We start from the raw sequence: 22,684 nt of genomic DNA, 5'->3' as shown, positions 1-22,684 counted from the left end.
AGAGTGGTGATGTGCGATGAAAAAGATTACTCTGGTTTTAATGTTAGTTGTAATTATATCGCTGGTGGCAGTACAGACTTCTTATGCTGGAGTTGATTTTGACCAGGAGTTATTTAAGGAGTTAGCTAAGAATAAAAATAAGATTCCCAAAATAGATATTCCTGATTATAAAAGAGTAGAGCTGGAGAATGGAATGATTATTTATTTAGTTAAGAATGATGAACTGCCGATTGTTGAGCTGACCGGTTATATTAAAGGAGGGAGGCGGCAGGAGAAGAAAGATATAGCTGGAATTTCTGGTTTTATGTTTGAAATGATGAATACTGGAACTAAAGAGTTATCTGAACAGGATTTTTTACGTTATAAGGAATTACATGGTATTGGTTTTAATTTTGGTGTTAATAAGGATTACTTTAAGTTTTCCGGTAATGCCTTGAGCACAGATAAAGAAGCACTTATATCTTTAACTGCTGATATATTACGGTATCCTAAGTTTGATGCTGAGTACTTTAAACGAATTAAGCAGGAGAAAAAACGAAGTTTAGCCCAAGCTAAAACAGAAGAAGATTCATTACTGGATATGTACTTTTATCGGAATCTATATGAAGATCATCCTTATTCTTTTAGTAGTGATCTGAATTTGAAGATGAAGGCTTTAGATAATATAACTCCATCCAGTCTACAGAAATTTCACCGTCGGAATGTAGCTCCTAATAATATTGTATTGGGGATTATTGGTGATATTGATCTAAGTCAAATGGAGAAGCTAGTAAGAGAACAGTTTAGTGATTGGTCGAAAAGAGAAACTAGAATTAGGCAGCCGGAAATTAAGGAGAATAAAGATGATCATAATAAGGTGATTTTAATCAATAAACCTGATGCAACACAGGCTACAATTAAGATGGGATATAACTTCTTCAGTAATAGTTTTGAAGATAAAATTCCTTTTGAGATGGCTAACCGTGTTTACGGCAGCGGCCGCTTCGGCAGCAGGCTGATGGAGAATCTGCGCAGTGAGAAGGGGTATGTCTACAGCGTTTATTCCCGGGATAATTATTATGAGTTAGGCGGTGATTATTATATTACTACGGAAGTCAAGCCGGCTAAGAGTGATGAAACTATAGCAGCAATTAAAAAAGAAATGCTGTCTATTAAAAGAGGGAAGAATAAAATAAGTGAAGATGAATTATTTAAGATTATAAATCGATATAACGCTTTGTTTCCCAAGGTCTATAATTCAAAGTTAAGCATTTTGAATAAAGTAATCTATAATGCTGAGATCAGAGATAGAAAGCCGAATTATATGAATGAATATATTCAGGAGTATAATAATTTGGATGCTGCCACAGCTCAGAAGGTCTTTGCAGAATATACCTATCCTAATAGATTTTTGACAGTGATTGTAGGGAAGAAACAGGATATTCTACCTGAGTTTGAGAATCAGGGGATTGATGTAGAAGTAGTAGAGATAGGAACTTAATTCTTAATATAAATTCTAAATGATAGGATTGATAGCTATGAAGTTACCAGTAGATGAATGGTTAGAAGCAGTAAAGGTAAGGAAATCTAGGCGCCGCTTTATTGATAGGCCGATTGAAGAGGAAAAAATAACTAGAATGGAAAGATGCTGTGTTGGGTTTCGTCCTTTTTCAGGAGTAAGAGGTAAGTTAGTGAAAGATTCGGCTGATGAAGTTTTTTCTGGAGTAATTGGTTCTTACGGGAGTGTGAAAGGGACTTCAAGTTATATTGTTTTTATAGGTGATACTACTACTCCCAATGTAGAGGCCAAGGTAGGCTATTTAGGTGAAGGATTAGTCTTGGAGGCTACCTTACTTGGATTATCTACTTGTTGGATTGGTGGTTTCTTTAAACCAGAAGTAGCTGCTAAACAGATTGATTTAGCAGAGAAGGAGAAGGTGTTTGCAGTAACGCCGCTGGGTTATACTAAAGAGAGCAAATCATTTGAGGAAAAGGTGATGGGGTGGATGGCTAAGTCTCATCAGAGAAAATCACTATCAGAAATTGCTGCTGGCTATAATGAAGATAACTGGCCAGGCTGGGTGAAGCAGGGGCTTAAAGCAGCTAGAGTTGCCCCGTCGGCTGTTAACCGTCAGCCCTGGCGGTTTAATTATGATAAAGATAGTGTGCTTCTGTCTTTAGATAATACTAAAGATAAGTATGATATACCTAAGGAATTAGACTGCGGAATAGCTATGCTGCATTTTGAGTTGGGAGCATTAAAAGCTGGTGTAAAAGGCAGTTGGGAGTTTCTATCTACTCCGAAAGTGGCTAGATATAAGCTGGAGAAATTAAATTAAGATTGATATAAAGGTAAAAAAGTGAGGGTGAATTTATAAGTTGAAATTACTAAAGTTAATTTATAATCCAGTTTCAGGAAATGAAGACTTTACTGAATCTCTTGATTACTGTATCCAGCGATTACAGTCATTAGGTTATCTAGTTAGCCTATATAGAACCGAAAAAAATCAGGAGCTTACAAAAGCCTTTTTTGATATTGAAAAGTTGAATTATGATGGTGTTATTACAGCAGGCGGAGATGGTACAATCAATAAAGTGATAAATTTAATGAAACGGTATAATCTAGATATGCCTTTAGGAATAATACCGGCTGGAACTTCAAATGATCTTGCTGTTCATTTAACTATCCCTTATAATTTAGATGGAGCCCTTGATGTGATAGCTAAAGACAATATTAAAGCGGTAGACTTAGGTGAAATTAAGGGAGATAGAGAGAAATTTTTTATAAATGTCTGTGCCGGCGGTCTTTTTGCTAATGTGGCCCATCAGACAGATAGAAGATTTAAAAATGCTTTTGGAAAGCTGGCTTATTACTTAAACGGTCTTACAGAAATATCAACCTTTGAGGCTGTACCTTTGGAAATAACAACTTGTGAAACTGTGATTAAAGAAGAAGTTCTGCTTTTTTTAATCTTTAACGGCAGTAGTGCTGGAGGATTTAATAATTTAGGTAAAGCTGCTAAAATTGATGATGGTTTACTTGATTTAATAGCTGTCAAAAATGTATCTTTTAATAAGCTACCGGCCCTTTTAGTCAAGATTTTGCAGGGGAGTCATATTCAGGATGAGAATATAATCCACTGTAAAAGTGATTATATAAAAGTAGAATTATTAGATGATAGTATAGATGATTTTAGAGTTGATATTGATGGAGAAGAGGGCCCTTTGCTGCCCATAGAAGCCTGTGTTCATTTTCAAGAGATAAAGATTTTCACCCCATAACAAAGCAATTGTAATTTTAATTGATTAATGTTTATACTAGGAGGAATACTATATGAGATATGAAGGTAAAGTCTATCGACCGCCCAGTGAAGCCAGTAGTGTAATTATCCAATCTACAGTAGGCTGTCCTCATAATCAGTGTAATTTTTGTAATATGTATAAGGAAAAGAAGTTTAAGATACGCCCAATAGAAGAGATTAAAGAAGATTTGGATGAAGCTAAAAATCATTATGGAGTTAATGCTCGTAGACTATTTCTGGCTGATGGAAATAGTATTCTGATGAAGACTGACCAGTTAATAGAAGTATTAGAGTATGCTTATGAAGTCTTTCCTGATTTAGAAAGGGTAACTACTTATGGTTCAGCCTACTTTATTGCTTTAAAGTCTTTAGCTGAACTTCGTCGACTGCAGTCAGCCGGGTTGACACGGATTCACTCGGGAATGGAGTCTGGTGATAATGAGGTATTAGAGATGATTAATAAAGGAGTAACCTTTGAAGAAATAGTTGAAGCAGGAAGAATGGTTAAAGCTGCTGATATAGAATTGAGTGAATACTATATGGTAGGAGTAGGCGGAACTGAATTATCCCAGAAGCATGCTATCAATAGCGCCCGAGCACTTAATCAGATAGATCCTGACTTTATTAGGCTGAGAACCTTTATACCGCTGTCTGGAACACCTATGTATCAACAGTATAAAACAGGAGAGCTTAATTTACTTAGTCCTCATCAGGCTTTACAGGAGACTAAAATGTTGATTCAGAATTTCAAAGATATTAGCAGTCAGTTACTGAGCGACCATATTTCTAATTACTGGGATGTAAGCGGTAAGCTACCTGAAGATAAGAATCAAATGATACAGGAGATTAATCGTGCTTTAGAAATAAATGAAACGGAGTTTCGTGATCCAGCTAGTGGTCATCTGTAAAGTTGAGCCAGATGAAAGGGGTGGTACTATAGAGTCTAAAGATAATGAAGGCATTCCTTTTTTAATTACTATTTCTTATTTATTATCTTTTTTAAGTATTAGGCTAATGGTTTTGATAGCCGGCGCAGCTGAGAGTACATTTGCTGAAATAGCAAAACAAGGCGGAACTTTGGAGATTGATTTCTATATTGGCCGGAATATAATCTTATTTGGACATCATATTCATCATTTTTACTTTGGAATTCTATTAATTAGCTTAGCAGGTTGGCTTTCAATAGTAGGTTCTACAAAGTTTACTAATAGACATTTGGCTTTGATGTATGGTTCGGGATTAGGATTATTGATGGATGAGATAGGCTTATTATTGACCTGGGGCCATTATTATTCCAGTTTAACTTATCTGCTGAGTCTATTTTTAGTTGGAATATTTCTAAATATTATTTTCTTTCCGGATTTTTGGTATGAGGTCAGGAATAATATTTTAAAGTCTAGACCTGATTCTGTTACTTGGAATACTCTATTAGTCCATTCTGATTTCATAAAGGTGGTTGATAATGTGAGTAAAGAGCTGAATAAGACGGAGCGAGCTAGTTTGATATTTACAGGAATAGCCTATGTCTGTGTAGGTATTTTAATTCTACTGTATCCCCGTTTTGTCTATTACTGGGTTGCTGGAATCTTTATTATTCAGGGGATTTCTTCATTGGTTAATGCTTGGCAGAAGTAATTAGGTATGGTTTTGAAATTGGGATCTTTAATCTGTTGTTGTTACAATATTTATTCTGTAAGATATGAAAAAAGCAGCCCAGGGGAAGGGCTGCTTAAAATAGGAGGTCCTTAAGGGAAGTTTTTGTGACAATCAAATTAGATGTATGGTATACAGAAGCAGTTAACTTCTATTATTTTCAAAAGAGGGAGCTAGGTTGGAGTCAAGGCTGTAGTAGTCCCTGCTCCAACTGTTGAGTATATTATAGCAGTAAAATATAAATAATCTATTAAACTGATGTTAATTCTTTGTTAAAATAGAGAAGCATCTAAATAATATTGATATATTGTTGCAGTTTAGAGTTGATATCTTGCAAACGCTCCAGAAATCAGTCCTAGTCACTTAGCAGTAAATAAATCTTAGTATTATGATTTAAAGATTCCGCTTTATATGTTAACTATTCTCTCTTGTGGGACTGCTTTAAAGTCGCTTTTTGCAAGATATCAACTAAATTGTGCAAAATTATCTGAGGGAAAGCGTTAAAACCCAAACCAATGAAATTTCTGTTCTGTAATACCATAAATAGTCAATATATGCTTTCAATAACTCTCATTGGTGATAATCACAGCAATATATTTTATTATCAATAGTCAATATGTGTCCAGAGCGACTCTTAAAACTGGCCCGGAATCACGGACGATGGAGGGCCAGTTTTTGACAGTGAGTGAGACAGGATGTCGAACGAACGGCAAGCGGCGGATACATATTGATTATTCCCGCAATATCATGAATGAGATTATACCGATTATGATAGAAAATTACAAATAAAGGGTATATACGGAAACATTGTAGAGTGACACAATATATCAATTTAATTCTACATTCTGTTCTAGGAATAATAAAGGAGCTGAGTCAATAATGCAGCAGTTGGAAAAGAAATTAATAGCGGCAGTATTAATACTCTTAGTTTTAGTGGGAATTTACTTTAGTGGAGTAATTAATAATAGAAAGGCTGGGAATACTAATCCAGCGAAAATGAAACTAGATGATTATATTCCCTATCTTATTAAAGAAACAACAGGAGGAATAATTGATTTTGGTTCTGATACTCTGCTTAGCTATAAAGTAAATAGTGATATGTTATTATTAAAACTTCATGCCAATGAGAGCTATTCCGAGAAGAAGACGCAGCGAAAGATAAATCAATCTAGCATCAAGATATTAAAAAAGTTTTTTATAGATAGGGAGGATATAAAGAAGGTAGTTTTAAATTGGTATTTAGAATTACCAGACAGTAGAGGAGAGAGAAAACTGAGAAAGGTATTAGCACTTGTGATGACTAAAGAAGAGGCAGTTACCGTGAATTGGAATAGCTTAACAGCTTATGACCTATCCAACACTGTAGCTGGCTACTGGATACATCCAATATTGAAGGCTGATTAGACTCTCAATTGAGAGTCTAATCAGTTTCTTAAACTAACGGTAAAAATGAATTATTCAGCTGATAACCGTTATTTTCTAATTGATCTTTTATGATACTGGCCAATTTTTTAATTCCCCGCCTAATTTCTTTTTGGGAAGCTGCTGCAATGCTTAATCTGATTCTATTATCAGGCGGAGCAGCAGCATAGAAGACAGAACCGGGAGCTAAATTGATATCTTTCTTCAGTGCTTGCTGTTGTAATTTCTTATCCGTTAATTCTGCTGGTAATTCAAGCCAGAAGTTAAGACCGCCCTGGGGAATAGTAAATTCTACTTTTTGCGGTAGATATTCTTGTAGAGCATTACACATTGTCTGGTAGCGTTGAGAGTAGGTATCTTTTAAAGTGGTAATCTGTTCTTCCCACATTTCTTCTTTAAAGTAAAGGTCCAATACTCGTTGGACTAATCCATCCGTAAAGATATCTGAGATATACTTGGAAATAAGGATGTCTTCAAAATAACGGTTAGGAATCAGCAGAAAAGCTAGCCGTAAGCCAGGCATAAATACTTTAGAAAAGCTTTTAATATAGATTATCCGTTGGTTTTGATCTAGTGACTTCAGGGATTTATTATCTTTGGAAGTATAATTTAAATCACCAAGACAGTCATCTTCAATGATAAGAAGGCTATATTCATTAGCTAATTCAATAATTCTTTCTTTAGTGGTTTTAGAATAGCTGTATCCTGTTGGATTCTGAAAATTAGGCATTAAATATAGAAATTCTGGATTATATTCGGCTAGCTTTTCTTCTAATACAGCAGTATCTATTCCTTCAGAAGTAATCGGGATTTCCACAATATTAGCTTTTCGAGAGTTAAAGACGGAGATAGCCCCAGGATAAGTTGGACGTTCTACAAAGACAGTATCGCCATAATCAAGAAATGTTTTAGCTAAAATATCGATTCCCTGTTGAGCACCAGATATGATCTGGATTTCATCAATATCAGCTTTGATATTGTAATTAGTGATATAACTACTGATTGTTTTACGTAATTCAAGGTAGCCCTGGCTTTTCTGATAACCGAAGGCATAGCCGCCGTCTCGGTCTAAGACTTTATTGACTAAACGTTTAAAGGGAGCAATAGGAAACAGGTCAGGTGTTGGGGCTCCAGTAGCAAAATTAATCATTTTCTCCTGCTGTTCAGTAAACTTAGTATCTTCATCAATATAGACTTGTTCATCGAGATAATTATTCTGTTCTTCTTTATGCTGATTGGTTAATGGAGCTACGAAGGTTCCACTACCGACTTTTTTATAGACTAAATCTTCTTCTTCTAGGAGATTATAGGCATTTACAATCGTAATATTATTGACGCTTAGTTTTTTAGAAAACTTACGAATCGGTGGCAATTTGGTATCTGCTTCTAGTTCTCCTTTTAAGATTAATTCCCTAAGCTGACTGTAAAGCTGGAGATAGAGATGTTTTGAAGCTGATTTCTTCAATTCTATACTTGCAATCATATTGTTTCCTCCCTTAGCTGATATTCTTATAATTGTAACGGTTCATTATTTTCTGGAATTAATATTGTATCCCTATTGACAGTACAATATTTAATAATATATAATGAATTATGGGTACAAAGCAGTGATTGGGCCAATTATACCCATACAATTATTATACTTGATTTTAAAACTACTGTAAAGGAGATGAAGAGAAATGGAAGAGGAAAGGTATGAATTGAATAAGAATTTAGCTCAGATGCTAAAAGGCGGCGTAATTATGGATGTTACTAATTCTAAGGAGGCAGAGATTGCTGAAGAAGCAGGAGCAGTAGCAGTCATGGCTTTAGAGAGAGTACCGGCTGATATTCGGCAGGACGGCGGTGTAGCTCGGGCTTCAGATCCGGCAATGGTTAAAGAGATCATTGAAGCAGTTACTATTCCGGTAATGGCTAAAGCACGGATCGGTCACTTTGTAGAAGCTCAGATATTAGAGGAAATAGGTGTAGATTACATAGACGAGAGTGAAGTTCTAACCCCGGCTGATGAAGATAATCACATTGATAAGACTAAGTTTGATGTTCCTTTCGTCTGTGGTGCAACTGATTTAGGCGAAGCATTGCGGAGAGTCGGCGAAGGAGCCAGTATGATTAGGACCAAGGGAGAGGCAGGTACCGGTAATGTAGTAGAGGCAGTGCGCCATATGCGCAAAATTAAAGCACAGATTAAAGAATTAACTACTAAAGACAGTGAAGAATTAATGACAGCAGCTAAAGAATTAAAAGCTCCATTTGAACTGGTTAAGTATGTTGCTGAGAATGGTAAACTGCCGGTGATTAATTTTGCAGCGGGCGGTGTGGCAACTCCGGCTGATGCAGCAATGATGATGCAGTTAGGCTGTGACGGTGTTTTTGTCGGTTCAGGTATCTTCAAATCAGGAGATCCCAGCAAACGGGGGCGGGCCATTGTTGAAGCTGTAGCCCACTACGATGACCCGGAAGTAGTAGCTGAAGTATCAGAAAATCTAGGCGAAGCTATGGTTGGTATTAATGTTGATACCTTATCGGATGATGAAAAACTGGCCCAGCGAGGCTGGTAACAGTGGTTAAAGTAGGAGTCCTGGCACTACAGGGCGGAGTAGAGGAGCATTTATCATTGTTAGAATCTCTACCTGAGGTTGAAGCCTCTCCAGTCAAAAAACAGAGTGAATTAACAAAATTGGATGGATTGATTATTCCAGGCGGTGAGAGCACAACAATAGGTAGATTAATTGAGATTTTTGGATTGAAAGAGAAATTAATTGAATTAGGTAAAGCTGGTCTTCCTATCTGGGGTACCTGTGCAGGAATGATTCTGCTGGCTAAAGAGATTTTAGGCAGTGGTAAGAATCATCTAGGATTAATGAATATTACAGTTAAACGGAATGGCTATGGCAATCAGTTAGCCAGTTTTCGAACTGAAGTTGAAGTTCCAGCTGTGGCTGAAGAGAGTCTGCCATTGGTTTTTATCCGTGCTCCTTATGTGACGGAAGTAGGGTCTGAAGTAAAGGTCTTAGCAAGAATTGATGAGAATATTGTAGCCGTAGAAGAGAAGAACTTTTTAGCTACTTCCTTTCATCCTGAGTTAACTACTGATTCAAACTTTCACCAATATTTTATAAATAAGGTTAATGCTAGATAGCAATCTACGAGGAATTGTAGAAGGAAATTTGCTTCTATTCCTCATTATAATAATATTGGGTATTCTATCAATGTAAATAGTGATTTAATAAATTAAAAGTCCCTACTTAACAAGTAGGGACTTTAGTAGATAGCTGTTATTTTTCGGGACGGCTAGGAGTTGAAATAGTTGATAAGGCCTTACCGGCTTCCATATCAGTTCTAGATTCTGTAGATAGGTCTCCTAAGGAGATAATACCGACAATATTATCATTTTCTACTATCGGCAGCCGTCTAATCTGTTTTTCAGACATTAACTGGGCAGCTTCCTGGGGGGACATATCTGGGGTTCCGTAGACTGGATCGTCAGACATAACCTGCTCTATTGGTGTATTAATATCGCCGCCTTGGGCAGTATTTCGAAGTACAATATCCCGGTCAGTAACTACTCCAACAGGTTTTTGGCCGCTGCAGACAGGTACAATTCCAACGTCTAAATCATTCATGATTTTAGCTGCATCCTGAACGGTAGAATTGGTATCAATAGTTGATACATCACTAGTCATTATATTTTTAAGCTGCATTTTAATATCGCCTCCTTTTCATGATTAAGATGTGTAATTCAGGAGAATTTTAATCATAAATTCTATTTTAATTTTGATGTTAATTTTAGGTTAAATATTAAAAAGAAGGAATGTTTAATGAGTACTTTAGATTCAATGAAAAGGAAATTGCTTAATTACATAATATAGCACCAGAAGCTTCAATAAAGACAGTTGAATATGATAAGGTTTCTACTAAAATGTTACAGGAAGCTGAAGTTATTTTTGGATGGATAGAGGTAGAGCAGGTAGAGAAGATAGAGAATCTATACTGGATGTAACTACTCCGGAACCGCTGCCGGAGGATAATCCGCTCTGGGAGATGGAGAATGTAATTTTGACGCCGCATATTGCTCACAGCTCACCGACTAATTCTGAACGCTGGCTGACTATCTTTAAAGAAAATTTATGCCGATATAGCGAAGGAAAGCCTCTAAAGAATTTAGTTGATTTTGAAGCAGGATATTAGTAATCTGAAAATTCATTTTACAACTTAATCAATAGTCAGAAAATCAAGAATCACAACTAATGTTTGCAATATTATATATTATTGTTTATAATAATTCAAGTAGTAATTTAAAGTAATGAATAGTTATCTAGGTAATAATAGATAATTTTATAGGAAGAGGTGCCAGAATGAAGAGAGAAGTTTTAGCAGAAGAATATTTAGACCAAGAGCAGACAATAATTGCTGAGATAGGAGCTTTAGCACAGCAGTATGATGATATTATTAATCTTAGTTTAGGAGATCCTGATTATCCGACTAATAGTCAAGTAACTGAAGCTGCGTTTCAGGATGCTCAAGAGGGATATACGAGATATACTGCGGCCGTAGGAGATCCTGAATTACGTCGGGAGATTATTAAATATAATCAAAAAGAATTTGGTTATGAAGTGGATTTATCACAGGTGATGGTAACAGTAGGGGCCTGTCATGGTATGTTTTTAGCCTTGGAATCGATTCTAGATGAAGGCGATGAAGTGATTGTTCCAGCCCCTTACTTTACACCATATTTAGAGCAGATTAGATTAGCCGGAGGTAAGCCGGTAATTTTAGAAACTACAGAGGATGAGGGCTTTCAGATTAATGCTGAATCTTTACAGGCCTTAGTCACTGATAAGACAAAAGCAGTTATTATCAATACGCCTAATAATCCTACTGGAGTCTGTTTTAGTGAGGAAGTCTTGACAGATTTAGAAGAGGTTGTTATAGAAGAGGATTTAATTATTTTTGCTGATGAAGTCTATGGTGCTTTGAGTTTTAAACATGATTTTGTTCCATTGGCCACTAGAGATAGACTGCAGGATCGGACAATTACAGTTGCTAGTTTTTCGAAGGATTATGCTATGACCGGTTGGCGGGTAGGCTATGTAATTGCACCTGATTTTGTAATTGATTCTATGCAGCGGGTTAATGAGGGTATCTGTTATGCAGCACCTTCGATTTCACAGCGAGCAGCACTTCATGCGCTGCGGCTGCATAAGGAAATCCAGCCGCTTATGGTCGATGAGTATAAAAAAAGAGTTAATTATGCTTATCAACGAATTAAGACTATATCCAATATGTCAGTATTACCTCCAGAAGCTACTTTCTATCTCTTTGTTAATATTAAGGATACCGGTCTAAGTTCTGCTGAAGTAAGTAAAAAGATGTTGGAAGAAGCTAGAGTGTTAGCGATTCCTGGTACTGCTTTTGGTGAGTGTGGTGAAGGATATATTCGAATAGCCTGTACAGTGGATAAGGATAAATTAAAGTCAGCTTTTGACCGTTTAGCAGAGATGAAGATTTTTAATCAGTAATAGAAAGAGAGTAGTATAGAAAGGAGAAATGGTAATGAGTTCAACAGTTGGGTTTCCTAATTACACCATCGAAAATGGAGCAATAGAGAAGTTAGGAAAGCTATGTAGTAAGTATGGAGAAAAGGTTTTAGTTATTGGTGGTAAGACTGCTTTATCTAAAACTGAAGAAGAGATTAAAAATACTTTAAAGACCAATGACCTAGAAATTATTGATTTTATATGGTATGGTGGTGAATGTACTTTACATAATATTGAATTAAAAAGAAAGAAGGCTGTAGAAACTGAAGCTGATTTAATTATTGGTGTTGGTGGAGGGAAGGCTCTTGATACAGCGAAGGGAGCAGCTGAAAAGGCTGATTTACCTATCTTTACTGTACCAACAATTGCTGCTACCTGTGCTGCTACTACTCCGCTGTCTATTCTTTATACAGCTAAGGGAGATTTCGATTCATTCTTTCATTTAACTAAGCCGCCAGTACATATCTTTATTGATACTAAAGTAATTGCTAATGCTCCAGCTAAATATTTACGTGGGGGAATTGGGGATACAGTAGCCAAACATTATGAAGTAGAAATAAAGTCCAGACCAGATGAACTTGCTCATGCTTCGGCTCTGGGTAAAGAGATGAGTACTATGTGTGTTGAACCATTAGTGGAGTATGGTTTTCAGGCCTTAAAAGACTGTAGGGAGAATGATGTTTCCTTTGCTTTAAAACAGGTTGTCCTTAATAATATTATTACCACTGGTTTGGTATCTATGTTGGTAAAAGAGAAGTATAATGGTGCTTGTGCCCATTCATTATGTTATGGTTTAACTTTAATTGAAAGGTTAGAGGAGGAGTTCCTACATGGTGAATTGGTAGCTTATGGTCTCTTAGTCCAGTTAATAATAGATGAAAGAGAGAATGAATTCAATAAGCTTTATCACTTCTTTGACCAAGTAGGACTTCCAGTTTCATTGGACCACTTTAAACTTGAAGTGAATAGAAAAGACCTAGAATCAATATTAAAAGAAGCAGTAGCTGGTGAAGATATGATTGATATGCCTTACCAAGTTACTGAAGATGATTTTTATGAGGCAATTAAAAGGTTAGAAATGATCAATAAGGGGGAAGAAGAGTATGGAGAGTAATCTAGAAGCAGAATTAATTCATAATCAGGTTGAAACAGATCCTGAAGAGATTGAAATAACTACACCTAAAGTACTAAAATTCTTAATACCTTCTTTAATTGGAATCTTTATGTTCTTATGTCCAGTACCATATGATGGAGCCATCAGTACTCCAGTAGGAGTAATTTCTGAATGGTTAGCTGCTGTAGGTGAAGCATATTTACCAATAGTAGTTACTGTTTTAATTACTTTTTCTGCAGTTGTTTCAACATTAACAACATTATTTAAGCCTAAATTTATTATAAATAATGCTCTATTAAATAAATTATTTTATACTAAGAAACTCTATTTAGTTTTTAGAGTGTTAGGAGCTATCTTTGCTATATTAGTATTGAACAAAGTGGGAGTAAAATATATTTACTCCAGTGATACTGGCGGAACAATGATGTCCTTAATTTCTTCTCTAGTTACCTGGTTCTTTTCAGCATCATTTTTGATGCCGCTTTTAATGGAGTTTGGCGCTATGGATTATACTGGTACAGTAGTTAGAAGTTTTGTTAAGCCTTTATTTACTCTACCTGGACGAGCAGCAATTGATTTAGTTACTTCTTGGGTTGGTAATTGTGATGTTGGAGTAGTATTGACAAGAAAGCAGTATAACTCAGGTTTTTATACAGGACGAGAAGCTGCTACTATAGGTACCTGTTTTTCTGCTGTATCGCTGCCGTTCTGTTTGGTAGTTGCAGCATTATTGGAAGTTGATGCTCTATTTATTCCCTTCTATGCTACAGTAGTCATTACTGGAATGGTTAGCGTAATGATTATGTCTCGGATTCCGCCGTTAAGTACTCTACCGGATACATACCATTCAGATACCGGAAAACAGATTGATGAAGAAGAACCAGAAGGAATGAAAAAATCAGAATGGGCTTTGCGGAAAGGTATTCAAAGGGCTGAGGGAGCTGGAGGCTTAACAGAAATTCTTTCTCAAGGTGCTAAAACTTTCTTAAATATTATATTTACTCTATCACCACTAGTAATGGCCTGGGGAACAATAGCGTTAATAATTGCTACTTTTACACCGATTTTTGATTGGTTATCACTGCCCTTTGGTTATTATCTACAGTTCTTAGGCGTTCCTGAAGCTTTCAAAGCAGCTCCGGCCACTATTGTAGGTTTTGCTGATATGTTTATTCCAGCAATTTTAGCTTCTAGTATTTCATCGCTTAAGACGCGTTTTATTATTGGGGTATTGTCATTAGTACAGATTATTTATATGACAGAAGTAGGAACTCTATTAGTTACTTCTGATATCCCTGTTACTTTTAAAGATTTAGCAATTATCTTTTTAGAAAAGACAGTTATAGTTATTCCGTTGATAGTATTGCTAACTAATCTATTTATCTAAAATTCTATATAAATAGCGTTAATAAACTTATGTTAAAGATAGGCCATCGCGGTACTGCGGGATTAGCTCCGGAGAATACAGCAGCTGCTTTTAAGAAAGCAGTGGAGTTAGATTTGGATATGGTAGAATTGGATGTACAGCTATGTGAACTACTCGGCATTGAAATACCGAGCTTCATGGTCGCCTGCTTTTATGGGAGTTATCCGTAACATCAAGCAAGTTACCCATTCGGCGTGTCCAACGCCACTACTCCTATCCAGTTAATACTGGACTTGGAGGTACTTTTAAGCTGCAAATTGATGATTATTCCAGTTATATTTAACCGGATTTGATAAACCTTTAACCTGCAAAGTAATATCTGGCCCTTTACGTCGCTGCTGTAAGTATTTGCGTAAGATATTAAATGCACCTATGCTGTCGGCATTAAAAGCTTGATTGTTATCTTTATCTACATATAAGCCTCGTTTAATACGATTAGACTTATCAGCATATTTCTTAGTTACTTTTTTACTATAAGGACTGCATTGGCTGGTATATTTTTCACTCTTCTTGATTAAAGTAATCCCCTGTAAATTAAGTTTATACTCTAGCTGGTGATAGATAATATCAAAGGGTAGTTTATGGAGCTTTTGATTAGTCTGTTTACCTAGGTCAGCATTATCACGAATATTTTTAATATCACCAACGATTACTCTAGATATATTATTTTCAACACAGTAATTAACTACTTTTTTAGTTGCACTATGAATTAGGTGAAATAATTGTTTGCGTCGTTTTTTATATAGGTTCTGAATACGTTTAGAAGTCTTTTTACCTTGACCATTCAAAATTGATTGATAATGTTTAATCTTTTTATCGAAGTAACGATTAATAGCTAAATACTGTCCGCCATCAATAATAAAGCTTTCTTGATTTTGATTGCTGTAGCAAGTCATTAGATTATTAATGCCTAGATCAATACTTAAATAATTACCGTTATCTTCTTTAATAGTAGGAGTATCTACTTTATAAGTTAAGATTACCTTATAAGTATCATCACTTAAAGGCTTAAACTCAATTCTAGTAGTTGAGTTAAGGATATCTCTATTACTGGATAACAGCTCATTAGGCACTCTTATCCATAAAAATTTATTGGTAATAGAGTATTCTTTTTTCAGATACTCTTTTAATTGTTTAGGAATAGATAATCTTAACTTACCATCAATAATTTTAAAGCCATTATTGAGATAACGAAAGTTAAACTTACTATCTTTGGGTTTATAGTTAGGTGAATTAGGTTTACCGTTATATTTATCAGGATTATCTTGATAATCCTCCATACTTTGATAAAAGCTATCCCAATTATCAGCTAAAATTTTAAGTGTTTCCTGTGCTGTCTGGGAGGGTAAGTTTTTATACCAAAAGTTAGTTTTTAATTGCTTTTTTTGTTTATACCAATCAGGATAATCTTCATCACTATCTTTAGACCAATTTTTACGTTGATAATTGCCGATATTATATAATCTGGCACTAGCATAGGCTAAACAACCTAATACAACTTGTTGGGTTTGATTAGGTTTATGGATAAAATACTTAGCTAGCTTCAATTAGTTCACCTCCTTATGATAGCCAACATTATAAACACATGTTCTGGCATGAATTAAATTATTTTGGTTGCTCAATTGTTATCACCTCTCACATATAGTATATCATATATTACTTTTAATATCAAGCATATCAAAATTTAAAGCAATTACACATGGTTTAAAAAACAAGTAAAAAATAACCTATTCTTTAATATTGAATCAAAGAATAGGTTAGTAAATTCATCACCCATATAAATAAGGGTGGGTTCTTTACTTTTTGTCCTAAAGCGGATAGCCGGAATTGATAGATGATGCTAAGGCTAAAGGTTTAATGATTAATACCTGGACAATCAATGATAGTGCACAAATAGAAAGATTGAAGCAGATGGGGATTGATGGCATTATCAGTGATTATCCACAGCGGCTTTAAGTAAGCAGAGGTTAAATATTTTGGGCTAGTTCTAATAAAGTAGTTCTGTTTTCTTTAAAGTATTTACCCAGCTTATCAGAAGGAAGCGGCTGTTTGGTTTTACCTTCACCTATTTCAATAGTAAATCCAGGCAGCTTAAATTCTTTAATAAACCAATCTTTATAACCAGCAGCTGCTGTGCTGCTTTCTTCTGGTGCAACTAATTTATAACCGGTCTCTTTACTGAGCAGTTTGCCTAATTTATAGTCACGGTTATATTCTTCACCTTTTTGGTTGTAGTACCAGTAGATAATATTACCACTGTTATGGAAAGCAACTACTGCTTCAAATTTTTTAGATCGTGTTAAATCTGCTAGAGCCTGGCTTTCCGGTTCGCTTTCTGGCTTGGGACCTTTATAGCTTTTAAAATGAGGGCTGTTCTTTGATTTGACTTGATTCCAATCAGCAGGAAACTGCTTATTGAGATCTACTCCCCGTCCATTGGCCTTCCAGCGTTTGAAACCTGAGCTTCCTTCATTAGCTTTAAGATAGAAATTTCTGTCTTTAACTTCATTTTTAATGCCGTGAGTTGCTATCTCTATGCCGTCAGGATTTAACATAGGTATAAAGCAGAAGGTTACCTTATCTAGTAACTCTTCTAAATTATAACCTTCTATTTCTTGGCTCTGTTTGAGATGTTTAGCATAGTCTTCGGCTAATTTGAGCGTTAATAAAGAAGTAATTCCTTCCCGACCATGAACACCTCCAATCACCCCAATCTTCTTCTTTCCACTGCCTAAAGTCAGAAGATATAGATTGCGTTTAGCTAGCGACTTTCCAATAGTTGAAACTTTTATACTTTCATATTTATCTTCTAATTGATTCATCTGTTTTCTCATCTGTGAGTAATTATAATCAGAAACTGCAGTTATAATAGGTGAATCTTCCTGTTTGATTTTTGAATTACTATTATTTTGATTATCGTGGCATCCGGTTAAATTAAAGAACAAACAGCATATTAATAACAGAATAGAGATTAATTTAGTTTTCACTGTTAGGTTCCTTTCTTGATATTTGTTCTTATTATTATCATAAACTATTCAGTATATGTTTGAAAAATTAATCCTCTTGCTTTTTGATGAAAATTGTTATATAATGATAGTGAAAGAAAATCTATGAAAGAGATTGGTTAAAAGTAATGTTTACTTTTAAAATTTAAATACCAAGTAAGTTAGGTGCCTTAGTTGAGGAGAATAGGGAATCAGGTGTAAGTCCTGAACGATCCCGTCACTGTGATTGGTATTTTAGAACCAGCTGCCACCTATTTTTTCTAAAAAATAGGGAAGACAGCTGGTGGTTAATCCAGCCATCAGTCAGGAGACCTGCCTAACTTATCGGCTTTCTAGTATCTGGAAGCTAGAGGATGATGGAAAAGTCCTCGGCCAGCAATGGCCGAGGACTTTTTATATTTTGATAAGGAGGTTAAAAAGATGGGAAAAGCAATTGAAATACGTATTAATTCAGAGCAGTGTAGAGGCTGCAGGCGCTGTGCATTAGCTTGTTCCTGGGGGAAGGAAGGTGGAGTTAACCCGCGGAAAGCAGGAATCAAGATTCACAAACTGGAGAAAGGAGCCAAAGACCGTCCGATGATTAATCAACAGTGTGAAGAAGAATTCTGCGGTAAGACTCCTTTTGAAGATTCAGAAAAGAGGGTTCCTCGCTGTGTAGAAGCATGTTTATTTGGAGCTTTAGAATTAGTAGAGGAGGTAGATAGCAGTGAATAATCAATTAGACGGCTGGCAGGGTAGAGTCCTATGGGTTGATTTAACAGAAAAAGAAGTGTATAAGGAGGAATTATCCGAGGATTTATGTAGAAAATATCTAGGCCAATCGGGGATCAATGCAAAGATATTATATGATAATGTCGGGCCAGAGGTTGATCCGTTGGATCCAGAGAATTACTTGATTTTTGGAGTAGGCCCTCTAGGTGGGACTTTGGCCCCCTGTTCTGGACGATTTACTGTAACTTCAAAAGCACCGTTGACCGGTTTGTTTGGTGATTCCAACTGTGGAGGCCACTGGGGACCGGAATTAAAGTATGCAGGCTATGATCATATTGTTATTACTGGTAAAGCAGACCAGCCAGTATATTTATGGATTAATGATGAGCAGGTAGAATTGAGAGATGCTAGTAAAGTATGGGGGAAAACGACTTGGGCTACAGAAGAATACTTACAGGAAAAGTTGGGTAATAATACTATTCAGGTAGCTTCAATCGGTCCTGCTGGCGAGAATTTGGTAAATTATGCAGCAATTATTTGTAATCACAACCGAGCTGCTGGTAGAACAGGAATGGGAGCAGTAATGGGGTCTAAGAATTTAAAAGCAATTGCTGTCTATGGTTCTAAAGAGATAAAGGTGGCAGAGCCAAAAGAATTTTTAGATATAGCAGTAGAAAGTCAGGAGGATATTATGGATGATCCATTATATGAAGTAGCTAATACTTTTGGGACTACTGCTATTACCAGGTTAGCTCAGGAATTAGGTTTCTTACCTACGAAGAACTTTCAAGAGTCTACTTTTTCTGGAGCCGATAAATTAAGTGGTGAAAAGATATTAGAGAAGTATGCTACTAAGCATAAAGGATGTTTCAATTGTCCAGTCAGCTGTAGCCGATATTACAAAGTTGATGAGGGGGAGTATGAAGGAACAGTAGGAGAAGGGCCTGAGTATGAGACAATTAGTGCTATGGGTACTAAGTGTGGCAATGAGAATCTACCTTCTGTTTTAAAGGCTAATACTTTAGCAAATCAATTAGGCTTGGATACTATATCAACAGGTAGTGTAATCAGCTGGGCTATGGAACTATATCAAAGAGATATCATTACTTCTGAAGATACAGGAGGATTAGAATTAGAATGGGGTAATCATCAGGAACTTATAGAATTAGTAAAGATGATTGCTCACAGGAAAGGATTTGGTGATCTTTTAGCTAAAGGAGCATTTAAAGCAGCGCAAGAGATAGGTAATTCAGCTGAAGAATATGTGGTCCACAGTAAAGGTATGGAGTATCCGGCAGTCGATGTCCGCGGAACTAAAGGGATGGCTTTAGGTTTTGCAGTTGCTTCTCGCGGGGGGGACCACTTAAAGTCACTGCCCTTATATGAGATAGCACATGATGTTTATAAAGAAGCTATCCAAGAAGAATTAGGTATTGAAGTAGAAGATGAATACTGGACTCAGTATGAGACTAAACCGCGGTTGATTGCCTGGCATGAGGAGTGGCACTGTGTTGTTGATTCGTTAGGTCTCTGTAAATTAGAGGGGATTGCTTTAAAACCGCTGCGACCTAAACATTTTGCTCAGTTAGTATCTGCTGCTACTGGAGTGGAATTTGATGAAGATAGATTACAGAAGATTGGTGAGCGAATTTGGAATTTAGAGCGGTTATTCAATATTCGAGAAGGCCTTAGCCGCGAAGATGATATGCCTCCTAAACGGATGCTTGAAGAGACAATAGCTACTGGACCATCTGCAGGAGAAGGACTTTCTTCTGCTAAATTCAACTCTATGTTGGATGAGTATTACAGTCTGCGGGGTTGGGATCTAGCTAATGGAATTCCCAAAAAGCAGAAGTTAGAAGAACTAAATCTTAACTGGGAGGTTAAGAAGAGTGCAAGTACAGGTTAAGTATTTTGCTACCTTCTGTTTAGAAACTGATTTTATTCAGCAAGAAGAGATAAAGTTAAAGTCAGGTGCAACAGTAAAAGATTTGATTACTAGATTAAGTGATAGGTATGGTATTGGTTTTAAAAAACGTTTATTTACTAAAGAAGGAAGTTTAGATTCGGTAAGTTGGATTATTCTTAATGATAAGCGTCTTAAAAAGGTAAAGGAGTTAGAATTAGTTTTAAAATCAGGAGATACTATTTCATTTTCACCTCCAAGATTAGTTGGTGGTTAAATAATTAAGGTTTAAAATATCGGAAGTGATCAATGGGTTAATTAGGTGTTTAATATATGATTATTTAGCAGTAATAACCTATTATTACGATTTGTATAAATCTTAATAATTTTATAGTTTAGGAATGAAGAATAACCAATAGATGGATTGATTTTATAGTAAAAGGATAAAACTACAAATAAGAAGTGTAATTACTGTTAGAGTAATCCAGAAGTCATCACTAATATCCAGTATTCTATCCTTGGAGTTATGGAATAAAATTTGCATTGTGTAGTTATAAAAAGGTGGTGGCTTTAATGAACTCAATTAAGAAAAAATTGATTTTAATTACTTTAGTACTTATCTTAATTCCTTTTATTGTTTCTAATTTAATGAATTATTACTTTATTTCTTCTGGGTTTGAAAGTAGAGTTAAAGAGGAGAACTTAACATTAGCCCACAGTATCTCCAATAATGTAGAGGAATTTATGAATAAAGCTTATAAAATATCAGAGCGGCTAACAAAGAATTCTGATATTATAAGCTTTGAAGGCAGCAAACAGGAAGCTGTATTAAAAGAGACGATTGAGCAGAATCCTTACTTTAAATTATTCTATATTCAGGATACTACCGGAATGCAGACTGCAAGAAGCAGCGGAACATTAGGTAACAGGTCGGGCCGCTGGTGGTTTAAGAAGATCATGGAAACTAAGGATCCATTTATCAGCAAATCCTATTTTACCTTAAAGGATAATATTCCTGTTACTTCAATAATTATGCCGATTTATGACCAGAGAGGTTTACAAGGGATTTTTGGTGCTGATCTCAAACTGGATCATTTACAAAAACTAGTAGAGGAACTTAGCCTCGGAAAGGGAAGCCATGCCTACATAATTGATGGTCAAGGAGTTGTAATTGCTCATCCGAATAAAAAGCAGGTTTCTCAGCTTTATAATTATCGAAAGATGACCAAAAAGGTGTTGGTTAAAGACAGTAATGGTAATGTGGTATTAGATGAAGAAGGAAATCAGAAGACAGAGCTGCGTAAAATAGAGGTTCCTGAGAAACTAAAGGAAATAACTAATGAAGCGTTAAACGGTAGATCAGGTGTTGCAGAATATGCTAATAATGAAGGAGAAGGAGTAATCAGTGCTTACTATCCTATTGAATTAAAAGGTGACTCTGATAATTGGGCTGTAATTACTGTTCATAATAAAAAAGAGGCTATGGGCTTTGTCTCAAGTGTAGGATATAAGAATATTATTATTGCTGTCGGCCTAATCTTATTAGTAATAACTGCCATGTATTTTGCAGCTAACAAGATTACAACTCCAATTCTCAATCTTGTTGGTTTAATGGAAGAGGCGGCTGAAGGTAATCTGTCTGTTTATTCAGACTATCAAGGAGAAGATGAGATTGGCAGATTAAGCGATAGTTTTAATACTATGATTAATGATTTACGGAATATTATTCAGACAACAGAAAAGACAGCAGCCGAAACTCTATCTACCAGTGAAGAGCTGTCTGCTAGCAGCCAACAAACAGCAGCTGCAGTAGAAGAAGCTACGGCTTTAACGGAAGAATTTACTTCCAGTGTTGATCAGTTAAGTACAAATGCCCAGGATATGGCCCGATCGGCTGATGAGATTAGTGATTTAGCCCAGAATGGATTAGAAGATATGAAGGATACCCAGCAGAAAATGGAAGAGATACTCCAGACTTCTTCAAAGTCACAACAGGCAATTGAAGAACTAAATTCTTATTCTTTAAAGATTGAAAATATCATTGATGTGATTTCTGATATATCTGATCAGACAAATTTATTAGCCTTGAATGCAGCAATTGAAGCTGCTAGAGCAGGGGAAGCTGGACACGGATTTGCTGTTGTTGCAGAGGAAATAAGAGAATTGGCAGAGGAAACACAAAAATCGGTAGAAAATATTAAGAATATAATTGAGGAATTAACTTCCCAGACTGGTCAGACTGTAACTACTATTCAGGAGAATAGTGATCAAATTGAAGCAGGGGCAGAAATGGTGAACCAAACTGGAGAGGCTTTTCAGGAAATTGCCGATAAGATTCAAAATATTACTGCTCAGATTCAGACAGTAGCTGAGACAGGACAGAGTTTGGCTGACGGTAGCCATGAGATTTCTAAAACTTCCGAAGAACAGGCAGAGGCTACACAGGAGATGTCTACTTTAGCTCAGCAGTTATCCCAGATGGCAGGAGAATTAAAAGAATTAGTAGACCGCTTTGAAATTGAATAAAGCTTAAAAGAACGGCCAAATTATGCATGATTTGGCCGTCTTACTTTATTAACAATATTGTATATAAATGTTATGATTAGACTAATACTATAAAAAAGTC

At 35.9% G+C, this 22,684-nt stretch carries 22 protein-coding genes and 1 riboswitch; of the genes, 18 read left to right on the top strand and 4 right to left on the bottom strand.

Annotation, left to right across the window (positions count from 1 at the left end; genetic code table 11):
* The first annotated feature begins 16 nt into the window (after positions 1-16).
* The 6 genes from acear_RS07770 to acear_RS07745 all read left to right on the top strand — a co-directional run bounded on the left by acear_RS07770 (position 17) and on the right by acear_RS07745 (position 6,338).
* Complete coding sequence (locus acear_RS07770; RefSeq protein ID WP_013278459.1) at positions 17-1,480, top strand: M16 family metallopeptidase; 1,464 nt, start codon at positions 17-19, stop codon at positions 1,478-1,480.
* A gap of 37 nt (positions 1,481-1,517) precedes the next feature.
* The gene (locus acear_RS07765) at positions 1,518-2,318 is read left to right on the top strand and encodes a nitroreductase family protein (RefSeq protein ID WP_013278458.1); all 801 of its coding nucleotides are present in this window, start codon (positions 1,518-1,520) and stop codon (positions 2,316-2,318) included.
* A gap of 40 nt (positions 2,319-2,358) precedes the next feature.
* Positions 2,359-3,261, top strand: coding sequence for a YegS/Rv2252/BmrU family lipid kinase (locus acear_RS07760; RefSeq protein ID WP_013278457.1), 903 nt, complete (start codon positions 2,359-2,361; stop codon positions 3,259-3,261).
* A 52-nt stretch (positions 3,262-3,313) separates the two neighbouring features.
* Complete coding sequence (locus acear_RS07755; protein WP_013278456.1) at positions 3,314-4,189, top strand: radical SAM protein; 876 nt, start codon at positions 3,314-3,316, stop codon at positions 4,187-4,189.
* A complete protein-coding gene (locus acear_RS07750; protein ID WP_245526677.1) occupies positions 4,176-4,916 on the top strand; it encodes a hypothetical protein in 741 nt (246 codons plus the stop codon). The genes acear_RS07755 and acear_RS07750 overlap by 14 nt, the downstream gene beginning before the upstream one ends.
* Before the next feature lie 897 nt (positions 4,917-5,813).
* On the top strand, positions 5,814-6,338 hold the full coding sequence (locus acear_RS07745) for a hypothetical protein (protein ID WP_013278454.1): 525 nt from the start codon (positions 5,814-5,816) through the stop codon (positions 6,336-6,338).
* Between the two features lie 28 nt (positions 6,339-6,366).
* On the opposite strand, the gene pdxR is transcribed toward acear_RS07745, so the two are convergent.
* The gene (pdxR, locus tag acear_RS07740) at positions 6,367-7,839 is read right to left on the bottom strand and encodes a MocR-like pyridoxine biosynthesis transcription factor PdxR (RefSeq protein ID WP_013278453.1); all 1,473 of its coding nucleotides are present in this window, start codon (positions 7,837-7,839) and stop codon (positions 6,367-6,369) included.
* A 196-nt stretch (positions 7,840-8,035) separates the two neighbouring features.
* Between pdxR and pdxS the strand changes: the two genes are divergently transcribed.
* Together pdxS and pdxT are read left to right on the top strand one after the other, a co-directional pair.
* On the top strand, positions 8,036-8,917 hold the full coding sequence (gene pdxS, locus acear_RS07735; protein WP_013278452.1) for a pyridoxal 5'-phosphate synthase lyase subunit PdxS: 882 nt from the start codon (positions 8,036-8,038) through the stop codon (positions 8,915-8,917).
* 2 nt (positions 8,918-8,919) lie between these two features.
* Positions 8,920-9,498 carry a pyridoxal 5'-phosphate synthase glutaminase subunit PdxT gene (pdxT, locus tag acear_RS07730; RefSeq protein ID WP_013278451.1) on the top strand — a complete coding sequence of 193 codons (579 nt, stop codon included), beginning with the start codon at positions 8,920-8,922 and terminating at the stop codon, positions 9,496-9,498.
* Between the two features lie 136 nt (positions 9,499-9,634).
* Here pdxT and acear_RS07725 read toward each other — a convergent pair whose 3' ends face one another.
* Positions 9,635-10,060 (bottom strand): CBS domain-containing protein, encoded by a 426-nt coding sequence (locus tag acear_RS07725; protein WP_013278450.1) that lies wholly within the window; start codon positions 10,058-10,060, stop codon positions 9,635-9,637.
* A 247-nt stretch (positions 10,061-10,307) separates the two neighbouring features.
* Between acear_RS07725 and acear_RS07720 the strand changes: the two genes are divergently transcribed.
* From acear_RS07720 to acear_RS07700, 5 genes are all read left to right on the top strand, one after another.
* The gene (locus acear_RS07720) at positions 10,308-10,547 is read left to right on the top strand and encodes an NAD(P)-dependent oxidoreductase (protein ID WP_041667324.1); all 240 of its coding nucleotides are present in this window, start codon (positions 10,308-10,310) and stop codon (positions 10,545-10,547) included.
* Between the two features lie 167 nt (positions 10,548-10,714).
* On the top strand, positions 10,715-11,878 hold the full coding sequence (locus tag acear_RS07715) for a pyridoxal phosphate-dependent aminotransferase (RefSeq protein ID WP_013278449.1): 1,164 nt from the start codon (positions 10,715-10,717) through the stop codon (positions 11,876-11,878).
* Between the two features lie 34 nt (positions 11,879-11,912).
* Entirely contained in the window at positions 11,913-13,010 is a 1,098-nt protein-coding gene (locus acear_RS07710) for an iron-containing alcohol dehydrogenase family protein (protein WP_013278448.1), read from the top strand.
* Positions 13,000-14,397: a YjiH family protein gene (locus acear_RS07705; protein WP_013278447.1), complete on the top strand. Its 1,398-nt coding sequence runs from the start codon at positions 13,000-13,002 to the stop codon at positions 14,395-14,397. Before acear_RS07710 ends, acear_RS07705 begins: the two co-directional genes overlap by 11 nt.
* Before the next feature lie 29 nt (positions 14,398-14,426).
* Positions 14,427-14,606, top strand: a complete 180-nt coding sequence (locus acear_RS07700) for a glycerophosphodiester phosphodiesterase (protein ID WP_013278446.1) — start codon at positions 14,427-14,429, stop codon at positions 14,604-14,606.
* Between the two features lie 75 nt (positions 14,607-14,681).
* On the opposite strand, the gene acear_RS07695 is transcribed toward acear_RS07700, so the two are convergent.
* The gene (locus acear_RS07695; RefSeq protein ID WP_013278445.1) at positions 14,682-15,983 is read right to left on the bottom strand and encodes an RNA-guided endonuclease InsQ/TnpB family protein; all 1,302 of its coding nucleotides are present in this window, start codon (positions 15,981-15,983) and stop codon (positions 14,682-14,684) included.
* Positions 15,984-16,263: 280 nt separating this feature from the next.
* Here acear_RS07695 and acear_RS12380 point away from each other — a divergent pair, with 280 nt between their 5' ends.
* Positions 16,264-16,392, top strand: a complete 129-nt coding sequence (locus tag acear_RS12380) for a glycerophosphodiester phosphodiesterase (protein WP_222831957.1) — start codon at positions 16,264-16,266, stop codon at positions 16,390-16,392.
* Between the two features lie 11 nt (positions 16,393-16,403).
* On the opposite strand, the gene acear_RS07690 is transcribed toward acear_RS12380, so the two are convergent.
* Entirely contained in the window at positions 16,404-17,423 is a 1,020-nt protein-coding gene (locus tag acear_RS07690) for a M14 family metallopeptidase (protein ID WP_013278444.1), read from the bottom strand.
* Between the two features lie 164 nt (positions 17,424-17,587).
* Positions 17,588-17,775, top strand: a riboswitch (cobalamin riboswitch).
* Between the two features lie 86 nt (positions 17,776-17,861).
* Here acear_RS07690 and acear_RS07685 point away from each other — a divergent pair.
* From acear_RS07685 to acear_RS07670, 4 genes are all read left to right on the top strand, one after another.
* A complete protein-coding gene (locus acear_RS07685) occupies positions 17,862-18,155 on the top strand; it encodes a 4Fe-4S dicluster domain-containing protein (RefSeq protein ID WP_013278443.1) in 294 nt (97 codons plus the stop codon).
* Positions 18,148-20,061 (top strand): aldehyde ferredoxin oxidoreductase family protein, encoded by a 1,914-nt coding sequence (locus tag acear_RS07680; RefSeq protein ID WP_013278442.1) that lies wholly within the window; start codon positions 18,148-18,150, stop codon positions 20,059-20,061. Before acear_RS07685 ends, acear_RS07680 begins: the two co-directional genes overlap by 8 nt.
* Positions 20,045-20,335, top strand: a complete 291-nt coding sequence (locus acear_RS07675; RefSeq protein ID WP_013278441.1) for a MoaD/ThiS family protein — start codon at positions 20,045-20,047, stop codon at positions 20,333-20,335. Before acear_RS07680 ends, acear_RS07675 begins: the two co-directional genes overlap by 17 nt.
* A 296-nt stretch (positions 20,336-20,631) precedes the next feature.
* Positions 20,632-22,584: a methyl-accepting chemotaxis protein gene (locus acear_RS07670; protein ID WP_013278440.1), complete on the top strand. Its 1,953-nt coding sequence runs from the start codon at positions 20,632-20,634 to the stop codon at positions 22,582-22,584.
* The last annotated feature ends 100 nt before the right edge of the window (positions 22,585-22,684 follow it).

Source organism: Acetohalobium arabaticum DSM 5501 (genome assembly GCF_000144695.1).
Taxonomy (GTDB): Bacteria; Bacillota; Halanaerobiia; order Halobacteroidales; family Acetohalobiaceae; genus Acetohalobium; species Acetohalobium arabaticum.
The sequence above is the reverse complement of the archived record's forward strand: the minus strand, read 5'-3'. Positions and strand labels throughout refer to the sequence as shown.